This is a genomic window from Micromonospora inaquosa, from assembly GCF_003857055.1.
Lineage (GTDB): Bacteria > Actinomycetota > Actinomycetes > Mycobacteriales > Micromonosporaceae > Micromonospora > Micromonospora inaquosa.
Genome location: NZ_QGSZ01000134.1, coordinates 1 through 23,929, shown reverse-complemented (window position 1 = coordinate 23,929; position 23,929 = coordinate 1). Strand labels below are relative to the sequence as shown.

Sequence of the window (23,929 nt, the reverse complement as noted above, 5' to 3'; positions counted from 1 at the left end):
GCCAGGTGGGGTGGGGTGGGGTGGGGTTTAGCGGGTTACGTTGCGGTGTTTGCTGCGCAGGCGGAAGGGCATGAGGGCACTCTCCACCTTGGTCGCGGTGGTCATCTTGGAAACGCCGTCGCGCCGCTCCTCGAAGCGGATCGGCACCTCCAGGATGGTGTGCCCCAGCTTGGTGGCGAGGTAGTGCATCTCCACCTGGAAGCTGTAGCCGTTGGACTGCACCCGCTCCAGGTCGATGTCGCGCAGGGCGTCGGCCCGCCAGATCTTGAAGCCGGCGGTGAGGTCCCGGATCCGGACCCGCAGCAGCGTGTGCACGTAGAGATTGGCCCAGCCACTGAGCGCCCGGCGGTAGAGCGGCCAGTTCTCGTCCAGCTCGCCGCCAGGCACGTACCGGGAACCGATCACCACGCTGGCCTGGGTGGAGAGCAGCGCTCCCAGCATCCCCGGCAGCGCCTCCGGCGGGTGCGAGAGGTCGGCGTCCATTTGCGCCACGTACTCGGCGCCGCCCTCGATCGCCCGGCTCATTCCGTCCACGTACGCCCGGCCGAGGCCTTCCTTACCGGCGCGGTGCACGACCTCGATCCGGTCGGGGTTCTCGATGGCCAGCTTGTCCGCGACCTCCCCGGTGCCGTCGGGGGAGTTGTCGTCGGCGACGAGGATGCGCAGCCCCGGCAGCGGCAGCGCGAGCAGCCGCTCGACCAGCGCCGGCAGGTTGCCCGCCTCGTTGTACGTGGGCACGACGACGGTCAGGCGTGCGTCCCGCCACGGTGACGGCAACTGCACCGGCTTGATCATGTCGGTCATCCTCGGTTTGCGGACAAGGGTCATGCAGAGCGTATCCACTTGCCGCAGTCGCTCCGAGGGGGCACCCCTCCCGGGCGTTGCGGACCCTCGTCACCGACCGTGTGCCGGCGTTGACGCCCTGGTCCGGAGCTCGCGCTGCTGAGGAGCTCGCTGATCAGGAGTTCGCGCTGGTCAGGGGCCTGCGCTGGTCAGCGCCGACGGCGAGCGACCGCGCTGAGGGCGAGCGTCGCAACGGCGAGCGCGACACCGGAGAGCGCCGGCTTGTGCGTGCTGACCCAGAGTGCGGCGGAACGGTCACGCGCCTGTTGGCGGAACACACCTGCCGCGCCCCGGTCCGTGTCCGCATCGCCGGGGTGATCCAGGTTGTCCCGCCAGGTCGCCCGGTCGATCTCCTCACCGGTCTGCTGACTGTTGTAGCCGTCGCGGGCCAACTTCCGGTCGAGCAGGCCGGGGAAGAGGACGTCGCCCAGCCGAGCCTGCCACGTCGGGCCACCCACGTTCAGTTCCCTGGTGCCGCGGTCGGCGGCCCAGAGGATGGCCCGGGCGGCCAACTCCGGAGTGAAGATCGGCGGCACCGGCTGCGGATGCCGGGGCAGCCGGGTACGGACCCAGGAGAACTGCGGCGTGTTGACGGCGGGCAGCTGCACCATTGACAACTTCACCCCCGGGCAGTCATGCAGCAGCTCGGCGCGCAGCGAGTCGTTGAACCCCTGGACGGCGTGCTTGCTCGCGCAGTACGCCGACTGCAGCGGGATGCCCCGGTAGGCCAACGCCGAGCCCACCTGCACGATCGTGCCCCGCCCGTGCGCCCGCATGTGCCGCAGCGCGGCGAGGGTGCCGTGCACCGTGCCCAGGTAGGTCACCTCGGTGACCCGGTGGAACTCACGCGCCGCAATCTCCCAGGCCGGCGCGAACACCGAGGCCATCGCGCTGTTGACCCACACGTCAATGCCGCCCCACCGGTGCACCACGTCGTCGGCGGCGTGCTGCACCGCGCCCGCGTCGGCCACGTCGACCCGGTACCGGCGCACATCGGTCGCGCCGCGAAGTCGGCACTCCCGTTCGGCGGCGACCAGACCCGCCTCGCCGCGAGCCAGCAGCGCCAGCCGGGCGCCGCGCGCCGCGTACGCGTGGGCGACGGCCCGGCCGACGCCGGCGCTCGCGCCGGTCACCACCACGGTCCGGGTCACGGCGTGCCCTTCTGCCGGGTGGCGATGTCGGAGAGGCGGGCCAGCGTCTCCCGGTTACGCCGGTGCAGCACCAGGTCGTTGAGCTTGTTGTGGACCCAGCGCAGCGGGCCGGCGGCGAAGTCCTCCCCGATGCGGACCCGGGTGGCGCCTTCGCCGACCGGTTGGAGGGTGAAGGCCACGATCGCCTCACCCGCCGGCCAGAGCCCGGCCTTGAGCACGAGCCGGTGCGGCGGTTCGCAGACCAGCACCGTCGAGGCGTCCTGCACGGAGAGCGGCCACGGCCCGGCACGGTGGTGCAGTTGGCTGCCCACCCGGGGCCAGGCGTCGTCCACGTCCCGCACGTGCGCGGTGCCCACCACCCAGTCGCTGTACGTCCAGCCGTCCGCGAGCACGTCGAACACCTGCTGCGGGGAAGCGTCGATCACTTTCTCCACAATCGCCACCGGGATTCCATACCCGGAGCACGGCACGGGCTAACGGCCGGCGGGGTTAGCTTCTCCGGCACGGCGGGTAAGGCCGACCCGGGGCGGCGTTGGCCCGCCGCCTCGACGACGACGTTTACTCCTCGGGGCGCCGGGAACCCGCCGGCTGTGCGACAGGGCCAGGAGGATCCGTATCAGCGCAGGTCAGCCCCGGTTTACGCCGCTGCTGACCGCGCCGGTTCCGGGTCTGTCGCGAGCCCTCGACCCGTCCTGTACGACGCGGTGCTGCTCGACCGCGACGGCACTCTGATCGAGGACGTGCCGTACAACGGCGACCCGGAGAAGGTGCGGCCGGTGCCGGGCGCTCGGGCGGCGCTGGACCGCCTGCGCGCGGCTGGGCTGCGGCTGGCGGTCGTCACGAACCAGTCGGGTCTGGCCCGGGGTTACTTCACCGGTGAGCAGATGCGGGCGGTGCACGCCCGCGTCGAGGAGTTGCTGGGCCGGTTCGACGCGTGGCTGGTCTGCCCGCACGACGACGCCGACGGCTGTGCCTGCCGCAAGCCGGCGCCCGGTCTGGTGCACGCCGCCGCCAGTGAGCTGGGCACGACCGCGTCCCGGTGCGTGCTGGTGGGCGACATCGGCCGGGACGTCGCCGCGGCGCTGGCCGCCGGGGCGGCGGGGGTGCTGGTGCCCACCCCGGTGACCCGGCCGGAGGAGATCGCCGCCGCCGGGTGGGTGGCCACCGATCTGCCGGCGGCGGTGGCGGAGATCCTGCGCCGCCAAGAGGCCGTGCAGCCCTCGACCGCGCCCACCGAGCCGGTCCGGACGGCGCTGGTGGTCCGCTCGGATTCGGCGGGTGACGTGCTGGTCACCGGCCCGGCGATCCGCGCCGTGGCGGCCGGGGCGGAGCGGGTGGTGCTGTTGTGCGGGCCGCGCGGTCGGGCCGCCGCCAACCTGCTGCCCGGTGTCGACGAGATCATCGAGCATTCGCTGCCGTGGATCGACCCCGCGCCGGGGCCGGTCGATCCGCAGGGCATCCGGGACCTGACCGCGCGGCTGGGCGCGCTCGGCGCGGACCAGGCGGTGGTGTTCACCTCGTTCCACCAGTCCGCCCTGCCGCTCGCGCTGCTGCTGCGGATGGCCGGAATCGAGCGGATCGCGGCGATCAGCGACGACTACCCGGGCTCGCTGCTGGACCTCCGGCACCGGGTGCCGGTCGGCGTCCCCGAACCCGAACGGGCCCTGTCCCTGGCCGCCGCCGCCGGTCACCGGCTGCCCGTCGGCGACGAACCCGTCCTGCGGCTCCGCCGGGACGCCGTGCCGCCGCGTCCGGCCGACCTCGGCGACCCGGGGTACGTGGTGCTGCACCCCGGGTCGGCCGCGTCGAGCCGGGCCTGCCCGCCCGAGGTGGCGACCCGGATCGTCGGGGCGTTGACCGACGCCGGGCACCGGGTGCTGGTCACCGGGGGCCCGGACGAGCGCGCGGTCACCGCCCGGGTCGCCGCGGCCGGCGGAACCGACCTCGGCGGTCGCACCGACCTGGCCGGGCTGGCCGCGATCGTCGCGGACGCCAGCGCGGTCGTGGTCGGCAACACCGGGCCCGCGCACCTGGCGGCCGCCGCCGGAGTGCCCGTCGTGAGTCTCTTCGCGCCGACCGTTCCGTTCGGCCAGTGGGGGCCCTACCGGGTGCCCGCCGTCCGGCTCGGCGACGCCGCCGGGCCCTGCCGGGACACCCGGGCGGCCAACTGCCCGGTCCCCGGGCACCCCTGCCTCACCGGCATCGACCCGGACCAGGTGGTCGACGCGCTTAGGCTGCTCGCCGTCAGCGGTGGTGGCGGCCGATGAACATCCTGCTCTGGCACGTGCACGGCTCCTGGACCACGTCGTTCGTGCACGGCAGCCACCGCTACCTGATTCCCACCACACCCGACCGCGGCCCGTACGGCCTCGGCCGGGCCCGCACCTACCTGTGGCCGGACAGCGCGGTCGAGGTCAGCCCGGAGGATCTGCCGCGCGCCGACGTCGACCTGGTCATCCTGCAACGCCCCGAGGAGATCGACCGGGCCGAGGAGTGGCTTGGTCGCCGCCCCGGCCGCGACCTCCCCGCGATCTACGTCGAGCACAACACCCCCAAGGGCGACGTACCCAATACGCGTCACCCGATGGCCGACCGCGACGACCTGCTCATCGCCCACGTCACCGGGTTCAACCAGATCTTCTGGGACACCGGGACCAGCCGCACCACAGTGGTCGACCACGGCATCGTCGCCCCCGCCGCGTCCTACACCGGCGAGCTGGACCGGCTCGCCGTGGTGATCAACGAACCGGTACGGCGAGGTCGGGTCACCGGCACCGACCTGCTGCCCCAGTTCGCCGAGATCGCACCGCTGGACGTGTTCGGCATGGGCGTCGCCGGCCTCGCCGACCACCTGGGGTTGCCCGCCGACCGGCTCACCAGCCACGACGACGTGCCCCAGGACCGGATGCACGCCGAACTGGCCCGGCGGCGGGCGTACCTGCACCTGTGCCGGTGGACGTCCCTCGGGCTCAGCCTCATCGAGGCGATGGCGATCGGTATGCCGGTCGTCGCGCTCGCCACCACCGAGGCGGTGATGGCGGTGCCCCCGGAGGCGGGGGCGCTCGCCACCCGGACCGACACCCTGCTCGACGCCGCCCGCCGGTTCATCGCCGAACCGGCCACCGCGCGGCAGGCCGGAGCGGCGGCGCGAACCGCCGCACGCGACAGGTACGGCCTCGACCGTTTCCTCGCTGACTGGGACCGGCTGCTGGAGGAGGAAGTATGCGGATCGCGATGATCTCGGAGCACGCCAGCCCGCTCGCCGTCCTCGGAGGGGAGGATGCCGGCGGCCAGAACACGCACGTCGCGGAGCTGTCCGCCGCGCTCGCCGCCGCCGGGCACGAGGTGCGGGTCTACACCCGCCGCGACGCGCCCGACCTGCCGGTGACCGTCCGCAGCCCGGACGGGTACGACGTGGTGCACGTGCCGGCCGGCCCGGCCGAACCGGTGGCCAAGGACGCGCTGCTGCCGCACATGCGGGAGTTCGGCCGCTGGCTGATCGAGCGCTGGCGGGGCGGCGACTGGGTGCCTGAGGTGATCCACGCGCACTTCTGGATGAGTGGTCTGGCCGGGCTGGCCGCCGGCCGGCAGACCGGGGTGCCGGTGGTGCAGACGTACCACGCGTTGGGCACTGTGAAGCGCCGCTACCAGGGGGTGCAGGACACCAGCCCGGCCCGACGGGTCTCCTACGAGCGGGAGTTGGGCCGCTCGGTGGACCGGATCGTCGCCCAGTGCCGCGACGAGGTGGGCGAGTTGGTCCGGATGGGTGTGCCCCGGTCCCGGATGACAGTGGTGCCGTCCGGGGTCAACCTCGCCACCTTCGCCCCGCTCGGGCCGGCCGCCGACCGGGAACCGGGACGGGCCCGGATCCTCACCGTGGGTCGGCTGGTCGAGCGCAAGGGCTTCCAGACCGTGATCCGGGCGATGGCGCTGGTTCCGGACGCCGAGTGCGTGGTCGTCGGCGGCCCACCCGAAGGGCTGCTGGAGACCGACCCGTACGCCCGCCGGCTGCGGGCCCTCGCCGAGTCGTGTGGGGTGGCCGACCGGGTGCATCTGGTCGGCGCGGTGCCCCGGGAGGAGATGGGCCGCTGGTACCGCTCGGCGGACCTGCTGGTCGCGGCGCCCTGGTACGAGCCGTTCGGGTTGACCCCACTGGAGGCGATGGCCTGCGGGGTGCCGGTCGTCGGCACGGCAGTGGGCGGCATCCGGGACACCGTGGTCGACGGGACGACCGGTGACCTCGTGCCGGCTCGGGATCCGCGGGCGCTGGCCACCGCGATCCAAGGGCTGCTCGACGACCGGATCAGGCGCTTCGCGTACGCGACGGCGGCGCGCGAGCGGGCCCGGGCGCGGTACTCGTGGGCGGCCACCGCCGAGCGGCTGGTCGAGGTCTACAGCGAGGTGGCCGCCGTGCGCCGGCCGACCCGGGTGGTGGCCTGATGCCGACGGGCAGCCTGCTCGACACCCACCTGACGAATCTCGCGGCGGCGCTGGTGCCGTACCGGCGGTGTGAGCGGCAGTTGGCGCGCTGGGGTGCGGACCTGGCTCACCGGCTGGCCGCCGGCGGTCGTCTGCTCGTCGCCGGCAACGGCGGCAGCGCCGCCGAAGCCCAGCACCTCACCGCGGAGCTGGTCGGCAAGCTGCGTGACGATCGTCAGCCGTTGTCCGCGATCGCGCTGCACGCCGAGACGAGCGCACTCACCGCCATCGCCAACGACTACGGCTACACCGACGTGTACGCCCGCCAGGTGCGCGCCCACGGCCGCCCCGGCGACATCCTGCTGCTGCTGAGCACCAGCGGAACCAGCCAGAACCTGATCGCCGCCGCGCGGGCGGCCCACGACGTCGGGGTGACCACCTGGGCGCTCACCGGCGCCGCCCCCAATCCGCTCGCCGACGCCTGTGACGACGTGCTGGCCGTCGCGTCCCCGGACACCCAGGTCGTCCAGGAGCTGCACCTGGTGACCAGTCATCTGCTCTGCGAGTACCTCGAACAGGAGTTGCCCGCCGCGCTGGCGGCGGGCGCCGATCCGGTGGCCGTCCACCCCGTGCCCGGGGGCCCGGCGCCGGTGCGTACCGGGGTCGAGGTGGTGCTCGACGGCGGGACCGGACAGCAGGTCGACGCGTGAGGATGAGGAGGCAGGCGTGAGGGGACCGGTGGTGGTGCTGGGGGACACCCTGCTCGACCGGGACGTGGAAGGCGTGGTGAACCGGCTCTGCCCGGACTCACCGGTGCCGGTGCTCGACGAGACCGCGGCCACCGACCGACCGGGGGGCGCCGGCCTGGCGGCGGTGTTCGCCGCCGCGCAGGGTGCCGAGGTGGTGCTGGTGACCGGGCTCGCCGACGACGCCGGCGGGGCCCGGCTGAGCGCTCTGCTCACCGCCGCCGGCGTGCAGGTGTACCCCCTGGCCCTCGCCGGCGCGACGCCGGAGAAGATCCGGTTGCGGGCCCGGGGGCGGGTGCTGCTGCGTCACGACCGTGGTGGCGCGTCCGGGGAGCCGGGTCAGCCCTCCGAGGAGGTGCTCCGGGTGATCGCCGCGGCGTCGGCGGTGCTGGTCAGCGACTACGGCCGGGGGGTGGCCCGGCAGCCCGCGCTGCGTGACGCGTTGGCCGCCACCCGCGCACCGGTGGTGTGGGATCCGCATCCGCGTGGCCCGGCGGCGGTGCCCGGCGTACACCTGGCCACCCCGAACGAGTCCGAGGTGCGTGAGCTGGTCCCCGCGCTGCCCGGCGCCTCCCGACTGGCCACCGCGTCGCGCGGCGCGCAGGGGCTGCGGCGGCGTTGGCGGGCCGGCGCGGTCGCTGTGACGTTGGGCGGTGACGGCGCGTTGCTGTGCCACGCCGGGTCGACGCCGCTGGTGGTGCCGACGCCGGGTAGCGCCGAGGGGGACACCTGCGGTGCCGGCGACCGGTTCGCGGCGGCCGCCAGCCTCGCGTTGGCCCAGGGCGCGCTGGTCTCCGAGGCGGTGCAGGTGGCGGTCGCCGAGGCGTCCGCGTACGTGGCGGGTGGGGGAGTGGCGACGGCGCTGCCTCCGTCGGGGCCCGCGGTCCTCACCGGACGCTCGTCGGGGTCGCGAACCCCGCCGCCGGGAACGCGAGGCGGCGCGGTGACCGCAGGGGTGGCCGACCGGGTGGGGGTCGCCGCCGTCGCCACGCTCCTCAACGAGGTACGCGCCGCGGGTGGCACGGTGGTGGCGACCGGCGGCTGCTTCGACCTGCTGCACGCCGGGCACGTGGCCACCCTGGAGGCCGCCCGGCAGCTCGGCGACTGCCTGATCGTCTGCCTGAACTCCGACGCCAGCGTGGCCGGGTTGAAGGGGCCGGATCGGCCGGTACAGTCCGAAAACGACCGCAGCCGGTTGCTGGCCGCACTGAGCTGCGTCGACGCGGTCCTCATCTTCGACGAGCCGACCCCGGACGCGGCGCTGTCCTGGGTACGCCCCGACGTCTGGGTCAAGGGTGGCGACTACGCCACCGGTGGTGGGGACGAAACCGCCGCCCTGCCGGAGGCGGAGGTCGTGCGTCGGTGGGGCGGGAACACCGTGGTGGTGCCCTACCTGGACGGTCGCTCCACCACCGATCTGATCGTCCGCACGCTCGCGGAGCGGACCCGATGACCGCCACCCGGCCCGGTGCCGGGCCCACCGTCCTGGTCACCGGCGGCGCCAGCGGGCTCGGCGCCGCGGTGGTCGCCGCGGTGGCCGCGTCCGGTGGCCGACCGTTGGTGCTGGACCGGCAGCCGCCGGTCGCCGGGGTGTCCTGGACCGAATGCGACCTGGCCGACACACGGGCCGCCGAGGTGGCCACCCAGCATCTCGCCGAGCAGGCGGGTGGCCTGGACGCGGTGGTCACCGCCGCCGGCATGGACGTGCCGGGCCGGCTCGCCGACGTGCCGGGGGAGACCTGGGACCGGATCGTCGCCGTCGACCTGCTGGCCACCGCGGCGGTGATCCGGGCCGCGCTGCCGTTCCTGCTGACCTCTCGGGGCCGCATCGTCACTGTCGCCTCCACCCTGGGCGTCAAGGCGGTCAGCGACGCCACCGCGTACTGCGCGGCGAAGTTCGGGGTGGTGGGTTTCACCCGGGCCCTCGCCGCCGAGTTGGCCGGTCAGGTGGGCGTCACCCTGCTCATTCCGGGTGGGATGCGCACCGCGTTCTTCGACGAACGTGATCCGCAGTACAAGCCGGGGCCGGACGCGATCCTGAACGAACCCACCGACACCGCTGCCGCGATCATGTTCGCGCTCAACCAGCCGTCCGGTTGCGCGGTGCGCGAGATGGTGGTCTGCGCCGAGCAGGAGACGTCGTACCCGTGATCCTCGTGCTGCGCGCCCTCGGCGTCGGCGATCTGGTGACCGCGGTGCCCGCGCTGCGGGCGCTGCGGGCCGCGTACCCCGGGCGGGAGTTGGCGCTCGCCGCGCCCGCCTGGCTGGCCCCGCTGGTCGACCTGGTCGGCGGCGTCGACCGGTTGGTGGACACCACCGGGCTGGACCGACCCCTGCGGGTGGGTTCGGCCCCGCAGGTCGCGGTCAACCTGCACGGGCGCGGCCCGCAGTCGCACCGGCTGCTCGCGGCCACCCGACCCGGCCGGCTGCTCGCCTTCGCCAACGCGGACGCCGGCTGTGCCGACGGCCCGCGGTGGGCCGTCGACGAGCACGAGGTGGACCGATGGTGCCGGCTGCTGTCCTGGTACGACATCCCGGCCGACCGGGCCGACCTGAGCCTGCGTCGGCCCAGGCAAACGGGGCTGCCCAGCGGTGCCACAGTGCTGCACCCGGGCAGCAAGATCCCGGCCAAGCGGTGGCCCGCCGAGCGGTTCGCCGCGCTGGCCCGGGCGTTGACCGACCAGGGGCACCGGGTGCTGCTCACCGGCTCGGCCGACGAACGGGCGTTGGCGGCCCGGGTGGCCGACGCCGCGGGCCTGACCTCGGACGCCGTTCTGGCCGGCCGGACCGACCTCGGCGGCCTCGCCGCGCTGGTGGCCGACGCCCGGCTGGTGGTCAGCGGGGACACCGGCGTCGCCCACCTGGCCACCGGGTACGGCACCGCGTCGGTCGTCCTCTTCGGGCCGGTGCCACCGGCGCACTGGGGGCCACCACCGGACCGGCCACGGCACCGGGTGCTGTGGGCCGGTGCGGAGGATTGGCCCAGGTGGGACGGGGTAGGAAGCCACCCGACCATGGCGGCGCTGCGCCTCGACGAGGTGCTGGCCGCGGTGGCCGAGGTGGAGAGGGTGGTGCGGGTCTCCGGTGCGGTTGCGGCGTAGTGACCCGGGTCGGCCGGGGTACGGACGGCGTCGTCGCGGACGGGGTTGGCTTTTCGTCGACCCGTCCGGGGCCCCGGTGCGGGATCCGGAGGTCCTGGCCCGCCTGCGGGAGCTGGTCATCCCGCCCGCCTGGCAGGACGTCTGGATCGCGCCACATCCGAACGGGCACATCCAGGCGATCGGGATCGACGCGGCCGGGCGCAAGCAGTACGTCTACCACCCGCGATGGCGGGAGAAGCAGGACGAGGCGAAGTTCGATCACATGCTGGAGGTGGCCCGACGGCTGCCCACGCTGCGCGAGCGGGTGGGGCGTGACCTGGACGGCCGTGGACTGGGCCGGGACCGGGTGCTGGCGACGGTGGCCCGGCTGCTGGACATGGGGATGTTCCGGGTCGGCAGCGACCAGTACGCGAACGGCGACGACCCGACGTACGGGGTGTCCACCCTGCGCCCCGAGCATGCCCGGTCCCGGCGCGGCTGCGTGGTGTTCGTGTTTCCGGCGAAGGGTGGCATTGAGCAGGTACGCCGGATCGAGGACCCGGAGCTGTGCCAGGTGCTGGTCAATCTGCGCCGCCGCCGACGACGGGAGGAGCGGCTGTTCGGCTACTGGGACGGCCGGGAGTGGCGCGACGTGCGCAGCGACGAGGTCAACGGGTACCTGCGCGACGCCAGCGGTGGGGAGATGACCGCGAAGGACTTCCGCACCTGGCACGCCACAGTGCTGGCGGCCACCGAGTTGGCCACCGCCGGCCCGGCCCGTTCGGTGACCGCCCGGCGCAAGGCGGTGGTCGCGGTGATGCGTGAGGTGGCGGAGCTGCTGGGCAACACGCCGACGGTGGCTCGTGCGTCGTACGTGGACCCGCGGGTGGTCGACCTCTACCACGAGGGGGTGGTGGCGTCGGTGGATCCGCGGGCGCCTCGCGAGGAGGCGGAGCGGGTCGTCCTGAAGCTGCTGGAGGGGGCCTGACCGGCCCCGTCGGCGATTCTGGGGGGAAACGCGACGGGGCCGGAGCGTCGGGCGTGAGCGGGGTGCCCACCGGGCGGCCGCCCGCCGCTCGCGCGGCGGGCGCCTCGCCACGGCCCCCGTTGGCGGCCCACCAGGCGATGATCGGCCGCGCTGGTGTCAGTCTGCCGGCTGCGAGTTGACGGTGGATGCCTGGCGGTTGACGATCCGCGCCAGATCCAAGCCGCTGTCGCGATGTTCCTGCGGGGTGGTTCCGTAGGCGGCCCTGAATGCCCGGCTGAAGTGGGCCTTGTCGGGAAACCCCCAGCGCGCCGCGACCGTCTGCACCGGCTGGTTGCGCAGCGCCGGGTCGGTCAGGTCGCGCCGGCACCGGGCCAGTCGCAGATCCCGGATGTACGACGCCACGCTGGCGTCCTCGGCCTCGAACAACCGGTGCAGGGACCGCACCGAGATGTGGTGGGCGTCGGCGACGACCTGTGGGCCGAGTGTCGTGTCGCCGAGGTGGCGGTGGATGTACGACTGGATCTGGGTGAGCAGCGCCCGGCGGCGGACCTCGGTGGGCACGGCGTCCTCGGCGACGAGATGCCGGCCGAGCATGGTGGTGGCCAGGTCGAGCCCGACCGCGCCGAGCCGGCTGGCATCGGCGGCGTGGTACTGCTCGGGGTGCCCGGTGACCTGGAGCAGGAACTGCGCCAGCAGCGCCCCGATCCCCTCGCTGCCGGACATCCGGCCGCCGTAGAGCGCGGCCATCCGCTGCGGCGGTAGGGGCAGAGCGGCGTGCGGGATCATCGTGACAATCGAGGTGGCGAGGTCCCGGTCGGGCTCGGTGGCGTGGTGGCAGACGTCGTGCGGCCGGGACCCGTCGTAGAAGGTGAACTCGCCGGCCAGGATCTCACTGCGGCGACCGTCCTGACTGGACGTGCCGACGCCGCCGGTGGTGAGGGCGAGGATGTACAGCTCCGGGTCGGACTGGCGGACCAGCTTCCGGGTTCGGGTGGCGTCCAGCGACGGGTATTCGTACTGCACCAACTGGATCGGGCCGAGCGCGATGAAATCGGCGCGGGCGGCGAAGTCGTCGCTGTGCGCGGACTGGATGCGCAGCGGCGCCGAGGTGCGTGCGACCAGGCCCAGCCACATGCCGAACCGCTCGCCCGGTGGCAGGACCGTGGTGTCGATGGTGTCTCTCGGCAGCATGGTGCTCCCTCAGCCCGCCCGGCGTTGGATCAGCGCCTCGACGCCGTCGAGGATCCGGTCCAGGCCGAAGACGAACTCGTCGTCGGGGTCGTCGTCCTGGTTGAGCACGCCGGCGCTCAGCACCCGGTGCAGCGCGGGGAAGCGGGCCGGGTCGATGAGCCGGGCCACCAGCCGACCGTACGCCGGCATCATCTCGGCGGGCTCGATGCCGGCCGCCCGGCTGCCCTCGGCGACCTGCGACGTGAGGCTGGCCTCGTTGCGGACGTACCCGGTGATCAGCAGCAGCACGGACATCTTCTCGCTCTCGCCGAGCGTGGTGCCGTCGAGGCAGCGCAGCCCGTCCTCCATCCAGCCGAGCTGTTGCGGGGTGATCGGTGGGCCGCTGATCGGCACGTGCAGCAGCCAGGACCGTCGCCGCAGCACCTCGTGCTCGGCCCAGGCCCACCGGGTGAGGCCGGCACGCCAGTCGTCCTGGGGGTCGGGCGGACCGGGGGACGGGCCGTACCCGGTGTCCACCATCAGCATCAGCAGCTCGTCCTTCGAGCCGACGTACCGGTAGAGGGCCATGGTCGCGGCGCCCAACTCCTTGGCCACCCGGCTCATCGAGACGGCGGCCAGGCCGTCGGCGTCGGCCACCCGCACGGCGGCGTCCACGATGGCGGGCACGCTCATTCCCGGCCGGGGGCCCTTGGGTGGTCGTTCGCGCAGCCCCCAGGCGCTCTCGATCGCCGGCGGGAGTACGGGCCCGCTGTCGTCTGTCTTCGCCGCCACATTTCCTCCTTGCCCCGCCATCCTAGTTCTGCGTATGGTCTACGCATAACAGCGTACGTCATACGCAGAAGGGAAGTCGATCATGAAGGCCACCACCACACCGGCAGCGCGAGCCGGCCGGCGGGAGTGGATCGGGCTCACAGTGCTGATGCTGGCGCTGCTCCTGGTCTCGATGGACGTGTCGGTGCTCTACTTCGCCGTCCCGTTCATCAGCGCAGAGCTGCGCCCCACCGCCACCCAGCAGCTCTGGATCTTCGACATCTACGGCTTCGTGCTGGCCGGGCTGCTCATCACCATGGGCGCTCTGGGTGACCGGATCGGCCGACGCCGGCTCCTGCTGCTCGGCGCCACCGCGTTCGGGGCGGCGTCGCTGCTGGCCGCGTACGCCGACAGCACCGCGACGCTGATCGCCGCCCGCGCCGTCCTCGGTGTCGGTGGGGCCACCCTGATGCCCTCGACGCTCGCCCTGGTGCGCAACATGTTCCACGACGCCAAGCAGCGCGGCACCGCCATCGGTGTCTGGACCGCCACCCTGACCGGCGGCATCGCGATCGGCCCGGTGCTCAGCGGCATCCTGCTGGAGCACTTCTGGTGGGGCTCGATCTTCCTGATCAACATCCCTGCGATGCTGCTGCTGCTCCTGCTCGCCCCGCTCCTGGTGCCCGAGTTCCGCAACCCGCCGACCGGTCGGTTCGACCTGATCAGCGCAGCACTGTCACTCGGTGCGCTGCTGCCGGTGATCTACGGCGTCAAGGAGATGGCCCGCGACGGCGTCAGCCCGGCCCGGGTGCTCGCCATCGTCGGTGGCCTGCTGGTGGGCGCGCTCTTCCTGCACCGGCAGCGGACCAGGGCGTACCCGATGGTCGATCTCACGTTGTTCCGCCGTCGCGGCTTCGCCGGGTCGCTCGCGGTCAACCTGCTGGCGATGTTCGCCATCGTCGGCTTCGCCATCTTCACCACCCAGCACCTGCAACTGGTGCTCGGCCTGAGCCCACTGCGGGCCGCGCTGTGGAGCCTGGTGCCGTCCCTCGCCGTCGGCGCGGTCGCGCCGGCCGCCGCCGCCCTCGCCCAGCGCGTCGAACGGGCGTACCTGATCGGTGCGGGGTTCGGCATCGCCGTTGTTGGCTTCGTGGTGCTGACCCGGGTCACCCCGCAGACGCCGCTGTGGCTGCTGCTCGTCGGTGCCAGTGTCTACGCGGGCGGCCTGGTGATGGTGATGTCTCTCGTCACCGAGCTGGTCCTCGGCGCGGCGCCGCCCGAGCAGGCCGGTGTCGCGTCCGCGCTGACCGAGTCCAGCAGCGAGCTGGGCGGTGCGCTGGGAATGGCGATCCTGGGCAGCGTGGGCGCGGCGGTCTACCGTCGCGAGATCGTCGACGACCTGCCGGCCGGGCTGCCCACCGACGCCGGTGACGCGGCCCAGGAGACCCTGGGCGGTGCGCTCGCGGTCGCCCAGGGGCTGCCGGCGGAGCTGGCCGACGCGGTGCGGCACGCCGCCGCCGTCGCGTTCACCGACGGGATGCACCTGGCCGCCTACGCCGCCATGGCGGTGATGCTGCTGGGCGCGGTCACCGCGCTGGTCGCGCTTCGCGGCGTCCGACCGGCCGACTCCACGGCGTTGGCCGCCGAGTCGACCGGTCCGGCCGACACCTCGCTGTCGTCGGTCAGTCGATGAGCACGTGCGCGAGTCGGTCGCGGAACCGCCGCTCGGAGTCGCTGACCGCCTCGCCACCGATGCCCAGCAGCCCACCGCTGGACGCGGCGCCCACCACCTGCTCGGCGATCTTCACGAGCCAGTGCTTGTACGCGCCGGCCTCACCCTCGTCGACCCGCGCGGCCAGCAACTCGCCGGCCGCACCGGCCCGCAGCAGCACGTCGTCGATGTACGCCCGAGGGTCGGCGGGCTCGATGACCGGCAGCTCCGCACCGGTCTCCGGGTCACCGACCCGGGTGACGATCTCGCCGGCCACGGCGGCGACCAGCGGGCTGGCCGACTCCCGGCCGGCGGCGATGGTCTCCAACCCGGCCGCGCTCTCCGCCATGGTCCGGCGGGTGCCGTCGGACTCGGCGGCGCTCGCCGCGGTCAGCACCGCCTGCGGCAGGCCGACCAGCAGCCCCCACTCCTCGTCGGAGAAACCGAACCCGGTGTACGCCGGCTGCTCGATCACGGCAACGCCCCTTCCGCCCTGCTCTGCTTCATCAATCGGTGCTCTGTCTGGTCGATCCACCGGGCCCGACACCGGTGCCCGGGTCAGGCTAGTCCAGGGTCAGCAGGCCCTGTTCGGACACCACGCGCACCGACAACGTCTTGTACCCGACCTCATCGAAGAGAACCGTCATCTTGTCGTCCTCGTAGGAGAGCACCAGGCCGGGCCCCCACTCCGGGTGACGCACCTGGCTGTGCACCGGGAACGGCCCGACCGCGCCCTGGTCGGCCACGCTGGTGCCGTTGTGGCAGTTGTCGCAGTGGCCGCAGACCTGCGTCATCTGCTCGCCGAAGTAGGCCAGCAGGGTCTGCCCGCGACAGGCCCGGGTCTCGGCGAAGGCCCGCATCATGTCGGTGCGGGACCGGGTCACGGTCTGCTGGCGCTCCGCCTCGGCCAGCGCCGCCGCCGCGGCGTCGGCCGGGGTGGGAGAGTAGCGGGGAGCGCCGATGCGTTGCCGGGCGCGCGGCTCGGCCGCGCCGACCTGCTCCAGCAGGGACAGATACTGGCCCAGCTTGCGCGGCCCGAGGCCGGTGGTCTCGCGCAGCTCCGTCTTGGTGGCCGGCTTGCGCCGCAGCAGCGCGGCGAGGTCGCGCAGCTCGTCGACGTCGGGCAGACCACCACTGAAGAACCGTTGCAGGCCCACATCCTCGGCCTGCCAGAGCAGCAGCACCCGGGCCGGTTGGCCGTCGCGTCCGGCCCGGCCGATCTCCTGAAAGTAGCTGTCCGGTGAGTCGGGCAGCGCCATGTGCACCACCCAGGCGATGTTCGGCTTGTCGATGCCCATGCCGAACGCCGAGGTCGCCACCATGATGGGGACCTGGTCGGCGAGGAACGCCTCGTGCAGTTCGGCGCGCGCGCCGGCCGCCATCCCACCGTGGTAGAACTGCGCCGGGAAGCCGGCGTCGGTCAACCTGGTGGCCAACTCCTCGGCGGCGCGACGGGTCGGCACGTAGATGATCCCGGGCCGCTCGTCGTCGCGCAGCAGCGCGCTCAGCCGCCGCCACCGGTAGTCCTCGGTGGGGCAGTGTGCGACCTCGACGAACAGGTTCGGCCGGTCCAGCCCGGAGACCACCACCTCCGGCTCGCGCAGCCGCAGCCGGGCGATGATGTCGTCGCGTACCGGAGGAGAGGCGGTGGCGGTCAGCGCGACCACCGGCGGCCGGCCGATGCCGTCGATGAGGTGCCCGAGCGCCAGGTAGTCGGGGCGGAAGTCGTGCCCCCACGCGGAGATGCAGTGCGCCTCGTCGATCGCCACCAGCGCCGGCCTCAGCGCGGCGACCTCGGCCATCCGCTCGGGATTGCTGAGCTGTTCCGGGGTGATGAAGAGAAACTCCGCCCGGCCCTCGCGGATCTCGGTGATCGCCTCGGCCTGCTGGTTCGGTGACTCGTTCGAGCTGATCCGCACCGCCCGCAGCTCCGGGCGTTGCCGCTCGTTGAGGGAGGCGATCTGGTCCTGCTGGAGGGCCAGTAGGGGGGAGATCACCACGGTGGGGCCGGGGATCAGGCTCGCCGGAATCTGGTAGATCGCCGACTTGCCGGCGCCGGTGGGCAACACCACCAGCGCGTCGCGTCGCTTCATCACCGCGCGCATGGCGGCCAGTTGGTTGGGCCGCAGCGCCTTCCAGCCGAAAAGGCTGCGGGCCGCGCGGCGCAACGTCATCGAGTGCGTGGACAGTTTCATCGAGGGCCGGAGGTACCCGAGCCCATGACCGGCGAAACGCCTTCGGACGATCACAGGCAGGGCACCTGCCATGCCCTCGATGACCGGCTCGCTGACTCCCGACTCAGCGCAGCCGCGGCAGCACCTCGCGCTGGTAGAGGTCGAACAGGCCCTGGTGGTGCGGGCCGGTGTTGGCCACGTAGACCTCGTCGAAGCCGGCCTTGGCGTACTTGTCGATCATTTCCAGGTGCGCGTCGGCGCTGTTGCCGCAGACGAACGCCTCCTTCAGCATCTCCGGCCTGACCAGCTCGGCGGCCTGCTCGAAGTGGCGCGGCGAGGGCAGCACCTGGGACAGCTCACCCGGCACCCCCGCGTTGGGCCAGCGTTCGTACGCGATCCGCATTCCCTCGTCCTCGCTGTCCGCGTACGCCGCCTTGAAGCCGGCCTGGCACGGCTTGTCGCCGCCGCCGTTCTCGCGGAAGCGCCGGACCATCTCGGCGTCCGGCATGGTGCTCACGTAGCCGTCGCCGATCCGGGCGGCCAGGTCGATCGCCTTCGGCCCGAAGCCGGAGACGTAGATCGGCGGGGGAGTGTCGGGCAGCGTGTAGATCCGGGCCTGCTCCACGGTGTAGTGCTTGCCGTGGTGGTTGACGAAGTCGCCGCCCCACAGCGCGCGCAGCACCTCGACGGCCTCCTCCAGCATCTCCAGCCGGACGTCGGCCTGCGGCCAGGCGTCGCCGAAGATGTGCTCGTTGAGCGCCTCGCCGGTGCCGACGCCGAGCACGAACCGTCCACCGTGCAGCACCGCGCTGGTCGCCGCCGCCTGCGCGATCACGGCCGGGTGGATCCGCAGGGTCGGGCAGGTCACCGCCGTGGTCACCGGCAGCGAGCACACCTGGCTGAGCGCGCCGATCATCGACCAGACGAACGGGCTCTGGCCCTGCGCGTCCACCCAGGGGTGGTAGTGGTCGGAGATCCACAGCGCCTCGAAGCCGGCCTGTTCGGCACCGCGTGCCTGTTCGAGCAACTCGGCTGGCGTGAGCTCCTCACTGGACAGAAAGTATCCGATCTTCATGGCTTACCCCTTCGGCACGCGGACCTGATGGGGAGAGCCGTACCCCGGCGACGGCCGGTCACACCGGTGCGCGTACCCGGCCCGGTCAGCGTCGACCGAACATCGCCCGGATCGCGGCGAGCAGCAGGAGGGCGCCGACCACCAGGCCGAGCAGGCGTACGCCGGGGATGTCGGCCGGGCTCGTCGCGTCGGCCAGCAGGGCGGGATCCATCCCCGCACTCTCCCCGGGGAGCGGGCCGCCAGGCAACTGTAAGGTTTATTGACTATTGAATCGCTCGGTGTGACCATGGCAGGACCGCCTGCCGGTGGCGGTGCGCCGAGGGCGCGTGAGAGATGGGGTACGGGGGCCGCATGAGCGAGCGCAACCAGCGGGTCGACGGCGGCGCACCGTCGTCGGTGATCGACGTCGATCACTGCGAGGGAGTGCAGTGACCACGACCACCGGGCACCTCCCGGCACTCGCCGCCGCCGTCCTGCAACCCGGCTTCGTCGGCACCACCCCACCGCCGTGGGTGTGCCGCTGGCTCGGCGAGGGTCTCGGCTCGGTGGTGCTCTTCGCCCGCAACGTCGTCGACACCGAGCAGGTGGCCGCGCTCACCGCGACGCTGCGCGCGGAACGACCCGACGTCATCGTGGCGATCGACGAGGAGGCCGGCGACGTCACCCGGCTGGAGTCGGTCCACGGCAGCTCCCGGCCCGGCAACTTCGCCCTCGGCGCGGTCGACGACCCGGCGCTGACCGAGGCCGTCGCCCGGGACCTGGGCGTCGAGCTGGCCGCCGCGGGCATCACCCTCAACTACGCCCCGGACGCCGACGTCAACTCCAACCCGGCGAACCCGGTGATCGGCGTCCGCTCCTTCGGTGCCGACCCGGCGCTCGTCGCGCGGCACACCGCCGCCTGGGTCCGCGGGCTCCAGGCCGGCGGCGTCGCTGCCTGCGCCAAACACTTTCCCGGGCACGGCGACACCCGCGTCGACTCACACCACGACCTGCCCCGGATCACCGCCGACCGGGACCGGCTGGACGCCTGCGAACTGGCCCCGTTCCGTGCCGCAGTGACCGCCGGGGTGCAGGCGGTCATGACCGGTCACCTGCTGGTGCCCGCGCTCGACCCGCACCTGCCGGCGACGCTGAGTCAGCGCATCCTGGGCGGGTTGCTCCGCGACGAGCTGGGCTTCTCCGGCGTGGTGGTCACCGACGCGATGGAGATGCGCGCGGTCGCCGACCGGTACGGCTTCGCCGGAGCGACGGTCCGCGCCCTCGCCGCCGGCGCCGACGCCATCTGCATCGGCGGCGAACGGGCCGACGAGCAGGCCGCCCACGAGTTGCGCGATGCCATCGTGGCCGCCGTCGTCTCCGGTGAGCTGCCCGAGGAACGGCTCGCCGAGGCCGCCAAGCGCGTCGGTCAACTCGCCGCCTGGACGGTGACCGCCCGCAGCGCCGGCTCAGCCGGAGCGCGCGGCGCCGCCGACGTCGGGCTGGTCGCCGCCCGCCGGGCCGTGCGGATCACCGCCGCCCCGGGCACGACTGTCGCGCTGCCACTGACCCGCCCGGCACACGTCGTCGAGTTCGAACCGCTGCGCAATATCGCCATCGGCGCCGAGACCCCGTGGGGCATCGGCGGGCCGCTGGGCGAGCTGCTGCCCGGCACCAGCACGGTCCGCTACGCCGAACCCGACGTGCCGGCCGACCCGGGCGCCGGAGCGGGTGCCCGCCCCCTGGTCCTGGTCGTCCGGGACCTGCACCGACACGACTGGATGCGCGCCGCCGTGCGCCGCGCCCTGGCCGCCCGGCCGGACGCGGTAGTGGTCGAGCTGGGCGTGCCCGAGCTGGTCACCGGGGCGGTGCACCTGGCCACCCACAGCGCCACCCGGGCCAGCGGGCAGGCCGCCGCCGAGGTGCTCACCGGCGCCCGCTGACCGGCCTGCCCCTACGGAAGGTCGGCGACCAGGTCGGCGTACTCGGGATGTTTGTCGATGAAAGCGGCCATGAAGGGGCACTGCGGCACCACAGTGGTGCCGCGCGCCCGGAGCTGGTCCAGGGTGCCGCGGACCAACGCGCCGCCGACCCCCTTGCCCTGAAAGCCCCGGTCCACCTCCGTGTGGGTGAAGACCAGGACCTCCCCGCGCGGCAGGTACGCGGTGAAGCCGGCCAGCGCGTCGTCGACCAGGATCTCGAAGCGGTGCTTCGCCGGGTTGTCCTCGACCAGGGTGCTCATCCGGCCATTCTCCCCGCCGGGTCGGCCAGCGCGTCGAGTTCGCCGAGCAACCGGTCCACCTCGTCGGCCGTGTTGTAGTGGTAGATGCTGGCCCGCACCGCGCCGCCGCTGTCGCGCAGACCCATCAGCTGGAAGTACTCGTAGGCGTAGTAGTCGCCGACGGAGAGGCAGAACCCGGCGGCGCCCAACGCCTCCTGGACGGCCGTGGGCGACATCCCGGCGACCCGGAACGAGACCGTCGGGCAACGCCGCGCCGGCGAGCCGTAGACGGTGATCGCCGGGCGCTGGGCCAACCCGGCGAGCAGCCGCTCCAGCAGGGCCTCCTCGTGTGCCTGGGCGGCGGCCAACCCGGCCTGCACCCGCGCCCGCCGGTCCCCGACCGCGTCCGGGTCCAGCCCCGCCAGGTGATCCACCGCGGCGGTCACGCCGGCCAGCAGCGGGAAACTCGGCGTGCCGTACTCGAACCGGTCCGGCACCGCGTCGGAGGACGGCACCAGCTTCGCCGGGCGTAGCGCCGCCCACCGGGCCGGATCCGCCACCATCGCCGCCAGGTGCGGTCCGGACCACTTGTACGCGCTGGTGACCAGCACGTCCGCGCCGAGCGACGTCAGGTCGGTCGGGCCGTGCGGAACCGAGTGCACCCCGTCGACGTAGACCAACGCGCCGACCGCGTGCGCGATCTTGGCGATCGCCGACACGTCCGGCATGGTGCCGATGGCATTGCTGCCGGCGGTCACCGCGACCACCCGGGTCCGTTCACCGACCAGGTCCGCGTACTGGGCCGCGGGCAGCTCACCGGTGTGCCGGTCGACCTCGGCCCAGCGCACCGTCGCCCCGGCCGCCTCGGCGGCCTGCATCCACGGCCGCACGTTCGAGTCATGGTCGAGCCGGGAGACCACCACCTCGTCACCCGGGCGCCAGGTCGCGCCGAGCGTACGGGCCAGGGTGTACGTCAGCGCTGTCGCACTCGGGCCGAGCACCACCCCGGCCGGGTCGGCGCCGAGCAGGTCGGCCACCGCCGAACGGGCCTCGGCCACCAGCTTCAACGACCGGCGACCCGCCACGTTGGCGGCGCTGCGGTTGCCGACCGCCATCCGCATGGCGTCGGTGACCGCGTCGATCACACCGGCCGCGGTCTGGGTGCCGCCGGCACCGTCGAAGTGGACGAAGCCCTCGGTCAGGGCGGGGTACGCGGCCCGGGTACGGGCGATGTCGAACGGCATGTCCCGGACCCTAGCCGGTGCCCCTCGCACCCCGGTCGGCCGCCGGGTGATCACTGCTCGGCGCGAACATCGCAGGCGTCTCGTACCCTTGGCGAGGTGACGAAACAACCCGCCACCATCCCATTGACCCCCATTCGCCGCGCCGCCGGCCTTTTCGCCGGTCTGGCGCTCGGCCTCACCGTGCTCGCCGGCTGCAGCTCCGAGGGCGCCTCCACCGACTGCGGGCAGCTGGACGCCTGCACGGTCACCTTCGATCGGGGTGTCGACGCGAAGGCCAGCATCTTCGGCGTCGAGGCCAAGCTGGTCGGCGCGGAGGGTGACCAGGTGACCGTCGAGGTCGCCGGCGAGCAGCTCACCCTCACCACCGGCCAGCAGGCCGTAGACGCGGGAGGCTTCGCGGTCACCGTGGACAGCATCACCGACCAGCAGGTCAAGGTTCGCGTCGCGCGCAACTGACCCGGCCGGGCGGCGGTGGCCGACGTTTGGGAATCTTCAGAATCGGAGATTGTGACACCATGTCACTCACCCGTAGCGCCGAAGCCACCGCCTCCCGAACGGCGGACAGCCGGTGGCTGGAACTCCTCGCCCGGGCCGGCTTCATCGGCTACGGCATCGTCCACCTACTCTTCGCCTGGTTGGCGTTGCAGATCGCGTTCGGCACGTCGTCAGACGACGGCGACCAGTCCGGCGCGCTGCGTACCCTCTCCGCACAGCCCCTCGGCAAGTTCCTGGTCATCGCCGTCGCGGTCGGCCTGCTCGCGATGGCGATCTGGCAGGCGCTGGAAGCGGCGGTCGGGCACCGCGCCGAGCGCGGCAAGGAGCGGGTCACCGAACGGCTCGCCTCGGCCGGCCGGACCATCGTCTACCTCTACTTCGCCTGGACCGCCTTCAAGGTCTTCTCCGACGCCGGATCGAACAGCGCCGACCAGCAGGAGGCGTTGACCGGCAAGCTGATGACCTCCAGCGGCGGCCGCTGGATGGTCGGCCTGGCCGGGCTGGTGCTCGCCGCGATCGGTGTCGGCCTGGTGATCTACGGGGTGCTCAAGAAGTTCGAGAAGCACCTGAAGACCGGCGAGATGAGCCCGAAGACCCGCCAGTTGGCCCGCCGGCTGGGCATCGCCGGATACGCCGCCAAGGGCGTCGCGTACGGCATCTCCGGTCTGCTGGTCATCGTGGCCGCCGTGAACTACGACCCGGAGAAGGCGCGTGGTCTCGACGCCGCACTGCACGCCCTCCGGGAGCAGTCGTACGGCATGTTCCTGCTGACCCTGGTCGCCCTGGGCATCGCCGCCTTCGGCATCTACTGCTTCCTCCAGTCCCGGTACCGCAAGGTCTGAGCTGGTCGATTCTGAGGATCACGGGCACTCTTGGGCTTTCGCCCGGAGTGCCCGTCGTCTGATCGAAGGGGAGCACCGAATCCGTGCAGAGCTATCTCGAAACGGCCGTCGCCGCGCTCGTCGCTGCGGCGGTCGCCCTGTTCCTGGTCGAGGTCGTCCACCGGTTGACCCGGCGGTTCGGCCGCCGGTCACTGCTGTTGACCGAGTTGACCGAGCACGCGCACCGCCCGTTCCAGGTCGCCGGAACGGTCCTGGCCGTGCAGTTCGCCGTCCGCCTCACCACCGGGTACGCGGTCGGCGAGAGCTGGCGGCGGCTGCTGCTGCACCTGCTCATCCTCGGCGTCATCGCCACCCTGGCCTGGCTGGTCGCCTGCCTGCTGGTCGTGGTGGAGGACACCGCGCTGGCCCGGTTCCGGGTCGACGTACCGGACAACCGGCACGCCCGGCGGGTCCGGACCCAGGTGGTGATGCTGCGCCGACTGACCATCGCGGTGATCGTCATACTGACCGTCGGCGTGATGCTGATGACGTTCCCCAGCGTGCGGGGCATCGGCGCCGGTGTGCTGACCTCGGCGGGTGTGGTCGGTGTGGTGGCCGCGCTCGCCGCGCAGAGCCTGCTCGGCAACGTCTTCGCCGGCCTCCAGCTCGCCTTCAGCGACGCCGTCCGGCTCGACGACGTGGTCGTCGTGGAGGGGGAGTGGGGTCGCGTCGAGGAGCTGACCCTCAGCTACGTGGTGGTGCAGATCTGGGACGACCGCCGGTTGATCCTGCCCACCTCGTACTTCACCAGCACGCCCTTTCAGAACTGGACCCGCACGGAGGCGGCGGTGCTCGGCACCGCCGAGTTCGACGTGGACTGGGCGGTGCCGGTGCAGATCATGCGCGAGGAGCTGCGCCGCCTCGTCGAGGGCACCGAGCTGTGGGACGGGCGGGTCTGCGTCCTACAGGTCACCGACGCCACCGGCGGGACGGTGCGGTTGCGCGCGTTGGTCAGCGCCGCCGACGCGGGCAGTCTGTGGGACC

24 protein-coding genes are annotated in these 23,929 nt (G+C 73.1%); 13 read left to right on the top strand and 11 right to left on the bottom strand.

Annotated elements, in window-relative coordinates; translation table 11 throughout:
* Positions 1 to 27 precede the first annotated feature (27 nt).
* From DLJ59_RS04710 to DLJ59_RS04700, 3 genes are all read right to left on the bottom strand, one after another.
* Complete coding sequence (locus DLJ59_RS04710) at positions 28 to 795, bottom strand: polyprenol monophosphomannose synthase (protein WP_124771281.1); 768 nt, start codon at positions 793 to 795, stop codon at positions 28 to 30.
* 197 nt (positions 796 to 992) lie between these two features.
* Complete coding sequence (locus tag DLJ59_RS04705) at positions 993 to 1,994, bottom strand: SDR family oxidoreductase (RefSeq protein ID WP_124771280.1); 1,002 nt, start codon at positions 1,992 to 1,994, stop codon at positions 993 to 995.
* Entirely contained in the window at positions 1,991 to 2,437 is a 447-nt protein-coding gene (locus tag DLJ59_RS04700; RefSeq protein ID WP_124771279.1) for an SRPBCC family protein, read from the bottom strand. Before DLJ59_RS04700 ends, DLJ59_RS04705 begins: the two co-directional genes overlap by 4 nt.
* Positions 2,438 to 2,698: 261 nt before the next feature.
* Between DLJ59_RS04700 and DLJ59_RS04695 the strand changes: the two genes are divergently transcribed.
* Genes DLJ59_RS04695 through DLJ59_RS04660 form a run of 8 tightly spaced genes read left to right on the top strand, consistent with a single transcriptional unit; the run spans position 2,699 to position 11,227 of the window.
* A complete protein-coding gene (locus tag DLJ59_RS04695; RefSeq protein ID WP_208648551.1) occupies positions 2,699 to 4,261 on the top strand; it encodes an HAD-IIIA family hydrolase in 1,563 nt (520 codons plus the stop codon).
* Positions 4,258 to 5,232: a glycosyltransferase gene (locus DLJ59_RS04690; protein ID WP_124771277.1), complete on the top strand. Its 975-nt coding sequence runs from the start codon at positions 4,258 to 4,260 to the stop codon at positions 5,230 to 5,232. The genes DLJ59_RS04695 and DLJ59_RS04690 overlap by 4 nt, the downstream gene beginning before the upstream one ends.
* Positions 5,217 to 6,434, top strand: coding sequence for a glycosyltransferase (locus tag DLJ59_RS04685; protein WP_124771276.1), 1,218 nt, complete (start codon positions 5,217 to 5,219; stop codon positions 6,432 to 6,434). Before DLJ59_RS04690 ends, DLJ59_RS04685 begins: the two co-directional genes overlap by 16 nt.
* Complete coding sequence (locus tag DLJ59_RS04680; protein ID WP_124771297.1) at positions 6,431 to 7,123, top strand: D-sedoheptulose-7-phosphate isomerase; 693 nt, start codon at positions 6,431 to 6,433, stop codon at positions 7,121 to 7,123. The genes DLJ59_RS04685 and DLJ59_RS04680 overlap by 4 nt, the downstream gene beginning before the upstream one ends.
* 16 nt (positions 7,124 to 7,139) lie before the next feature.
* The gene (locus DLJ59_RS04675; RefSeq protein ID WP_124771275.1) at positions 7,140 to 8,612 is read left to right on the top strand and encodes a PfkB family carbohydrate kinase; all 1,473 of its coding nucleotides are present in this window, start codon (positions 7,140 to 7,142) and stop codon (positions 8,610 to 8,612) included.
* The gene (locus DLJ59_RS04670) at positions 8,609 to 9,310 is read left to right on the top strand and encodes an SDR family oxidoreductase (RefSeq protein WP_124771274.1); all 702 of its coding nucleotides are present in this window, start codon (positions 8,609 to 8,611) and stop codon (positions 9,308 to 9,310) included. Before DLJ59_RS04675 ends, DLJ59_RS04670 begins: the two co-directional genes overlap by 4 nt.
* Positions 9,307 to 10,260 (top strand): glycosyltransferase family 9 protein, encoded by a 954-nt coding sequence (locus DLJ59_RS04665; protein ID WP_124771273.1) that lies wholly within the window; start codon positions 9,307 to 9,309, stop codon positions 10,258 to 10,260. Before DLJ59_RS04670 ends, DLJ59_RS04665 begins: the two co-directional genes overlap by 4 nt.
* Entirely contained in the window at positions 10,244 to 11,227 is a 984-nt protein-coding gene (locus tag DLJ59_RS04660; RefSeq protein ID WP_124771272.1) for a DNA topoisomerase IB, read from the top strand. Before DLJ59_RS04665 ends, DLJ59_RS04660 begins: the two co-directional genes overlap by 17 nt.
* 156 nt (positions 11,228 to 11,383) lie before the next feature.
* Here DLJ59_RS04660 and DLJ59_RS04655 read toward each other — a convergent pair whose 3' ends face one another.
* Entirely contained in the window at positions 11,384 to 12,418 is a 1,035-nt protein-coding gene (locus DLJ59_RS04655) for a helix-turn-helix domain-containing protein (RefSeq protein ID WP_124771271.1), read from the bottom strand.
* Between the two features lie 9 nt (positions 12,419 to 12,427).
* Positions 12,428 to 13,189, bottom strand: coding sequence for a TetR/AcrR family transcriptional regulator (locus DLJ59_RS04650; RefSeq protein ID WP_124771270.1), 762 nt, complete (start codon positions 13,187 to 13,189; stop codon positions 12,428 to 12,430).
* Positions 13,190 to 13,271: 82 nt separating this feature from the next.
* Between DLJ59_RS04650 and DLJ59_RS04645 the strand changes: the two genes are divergently transcribed.
* The gene (locus DLJ59_RS04645) at positions 13,272 to 14,861 is read left to right on the top strand and encodes an MFS transporter (RefSeq protein ID WP_124771269.1); all 1,590 of its coding nucleotides are present in this window, start codon (positions 13,272 to 13,274) and stop codon (positions 14,859 to 14,861) included.
* Here DLJ59_RS04645 and DLJ59_RS04640 read toward each other — a convergent pair.
* The 4 genes from DLJ59_RS04640 to DLJ59_RS37845 form a co-directional block, all read right to left on the bottom strand.
* Positions 14,851 to 15,354 (bottom strand): hypothetical protein, encoded by a 504-nt coding sequence (locus DLJ59_RS04640; protein ID WP_124771268.1) that lies wholly within the window; start codon positions 15,352 to 15,354, stop codon positions 14,851 to 14,853. The two genes, DLJ59_RS04645 and DLJ59_RS04640, sit on opposite strands and share 11 nt — an antisense overlap.
* An 88-nt stretch (positions 15,355 to 15,442) precedes the next feature.
* Entirely contained in the window at positions 15,443 to 17,074 is a 1,632-nt protein-coding gene (locus DLJ59_RS04635; RefSeq protein WP_124771267.1) for a RecQ family ATP-dependent DNA helicase, read from the bottom strand.
* 103 nt (positions 17,075 to 17,177) lie between these two features.
* Complete coding sequence (locus DLJ59_RS04630) at positions 17,178 to 18,128, bottom strand: TIGR03557 family F420-dependent LLM class oxidoreductase (protein ID WP_124771266.1); 951 nt, start codon at positions 18,126 to 18,128, stop codon at positions 17,178 to 17,180.
* Positions 18,129 to 18,213: 85 nt separating this feature from the next.
* Positions 18,214 to 18,339, bottom strand: coding sequence for a hypothetical protein (locus DLJ59_RS37845; protein WP_255421242.1), 126 nt, complete (start codon positions 18,337 to 18,339; stop codon positions 18,214 to 18,216).
* Between the two features lie 217 nt (positions 18,340 to 18,556).
* Here DLJ59_RS37845 and DLJ59_RS04625 point away from each other — a divergent pair, with 217 nt between their 5' ends.
* Entirely contained in the window at positions 18,557 to 20,047 is a 1,491-nt protein-coding gene (locus DLJ59_RS04625) for a glycoside hydrolase family 3 protein (RefSeq protein WP_124771265.1), read from the top strand.
* A gap of 11 nt (positions 20,048 to 20,058) precedes the next feature.
* On the opposite strand, the gene DLJ59_RS04620 is transcribed toward DLJ59_RS04625, so the two are convergent.
* Together DLJ59_RS04620 and DLJ59_RS04615 are read right to left on the bottom strand one after the other, a co-directional pair.
* Positions 20,059 to 20,346 (bottom strand): GNAT family N-acetyltransferase, encoded by a 288-nt coding sequence (locus DLJ59_RS04620; protein WP_124771264.1) that lies wholly within the window; start codon positions 20,344 to 20,346, stop codon positions 20,059 to 20,061.
* On the bottom strand, positions 20,343 to 21,569 hold the full coding sequence (locus DLJ59_RS04615; protein ID WP_124771263.1) for a cysteine desulfurase-like protein: 1,227 nt from the start codon (positions 21,567 to 21,569) through the stop codon (positions 20,343 to 20,345). Before DLJ59_RS04615 ends, DLJ59_RS04620 begins: the two co-directional genes overlap by 4 nt.
* A 96-nt stretch (positions 21,570 to 21,665) precedes the next feature.
* Here DLJ59_RS04615 and DLJ59_RS04610 point away from each other — a divergent pair, with 96 nt between their 5' ends.
* The 3 genes from DLJ59_RS04610 to DLJ59_RS04600 all read left to right on the top strand — a co-directional run.
* The gene (locus tag DLJ59_RS04610; RefSeq protein ID WP_124771262.1) at positions 21,666 to 22,025 is read left to right on the top strand and encodes a hypothetical protein; all 360 of its coding nucleotides are present in this window, start codon (positions 21,666 to 21,668) and stop codon (positions 22,023 to 22,025) included.
* Positions 22,026 to 22,084: 59 nt separating this feature from the next.
* Entirely contained in the window at positions 22,085 to 22,906 is an 822-nt protein-coding gene (locus tag DLJ59_RS04605) for a DUF1206 domain-containing protein (protein WP_124771261.1), read from the top strand.
* 83 nt (positions 22,907 to 22,989) lie between these two features.
* The coding region (locus tag DLJ59_RS04600; RefSeq protein WP_124771260.1) for a mechanosensitive ion channel family protein at positions 22,990 to 23,929 on the top strand (940 nt) is incomplete at its 3' end.

Coding starts and splice junctions, on each gene's coding strand:
- DLJ59_RS04710 (WP_124771281.1), bottom strand. CDS start 795: ATGATCAAGCCGGTGCAGTTGCCGTCACCGTGGCGGGACGCACGCCTG.
- DLJ59_RS04690 (WP_124771277.1), top strand. CDS start 4,258: ATGAACATCCTGCTCTGGCACGTGCACGGCTCCTGGACCACGTCGTTC.
- DLJ59_RS04685 (WP_124771276.1), top strand. CDS start 5,217: ATGCGGATCGCGATGATCTCGGAGCACGCCAGCCCGCTCGCCGTCCTC.
- DLJ59_RS04670 (WP_124771274.1), top strand. CDS start 8,609: ATGACCGCCACCCGGCCCGGTGCCGGGCCCACCGTCCTGGTCACCGGC.
- DLJ59_RS04655 (WP_124771271.1), bottom strand. CDS start 12,418: ATGCTGCCGAGAGACACCATCGACACCACGGTCCTGCCACCGGGCGAG.
- DLJ59_RS04645 (WP_124771269.1), top strand. CDS start 13,272: ATGAAGGCCACCACCACACCGGCAGCGCGAGCCGGCCGGCGGGAGTGG.
- DLJ59_RS04635 (WP_124771267.1), bottom strand. CDS start 17,074: ATGAAACTGTCCACGCACTCGATGACGTTGCGCCGCGCGGCCCGCAGC.
- DLJ59_RS04630 (WP_124771266.1), bottom strand. CDS start 18,128: ATGAAGATCGGATACTTTCTGTCCAGTGAGGAGCTCACGCCAGCCGAG.
- DLJ59_RS37845 (WP_255421242.1), bottom strand. CDS start 18,339: ATGGATCCCGCCCTGCTGGCCGACGCGACGAGCCCGGCCGACATCCCC.
- DLJ59_RS04620 (WP_124771264.1), bottom strand. CDS start 20,346: ATGAGCACCCTGGTCGAGGACAACCCGGCGAAGCACCGCTTCGAGATC.
- DLJ59_RS04615 (WP_124771263.1), bottom strand. CDS start 21,569: ATGCCGTTCGACATCGCCCGTACCCGGGCCGCGTACCCCGCCCTGACC.
- DLJ59_RS04605 (WP_124771261.1), top strand. CDS start 22,085: ATGTCACTCACCCGTAGCGCCGAAGCCACCGCCTCCCGAACGGCGGAC.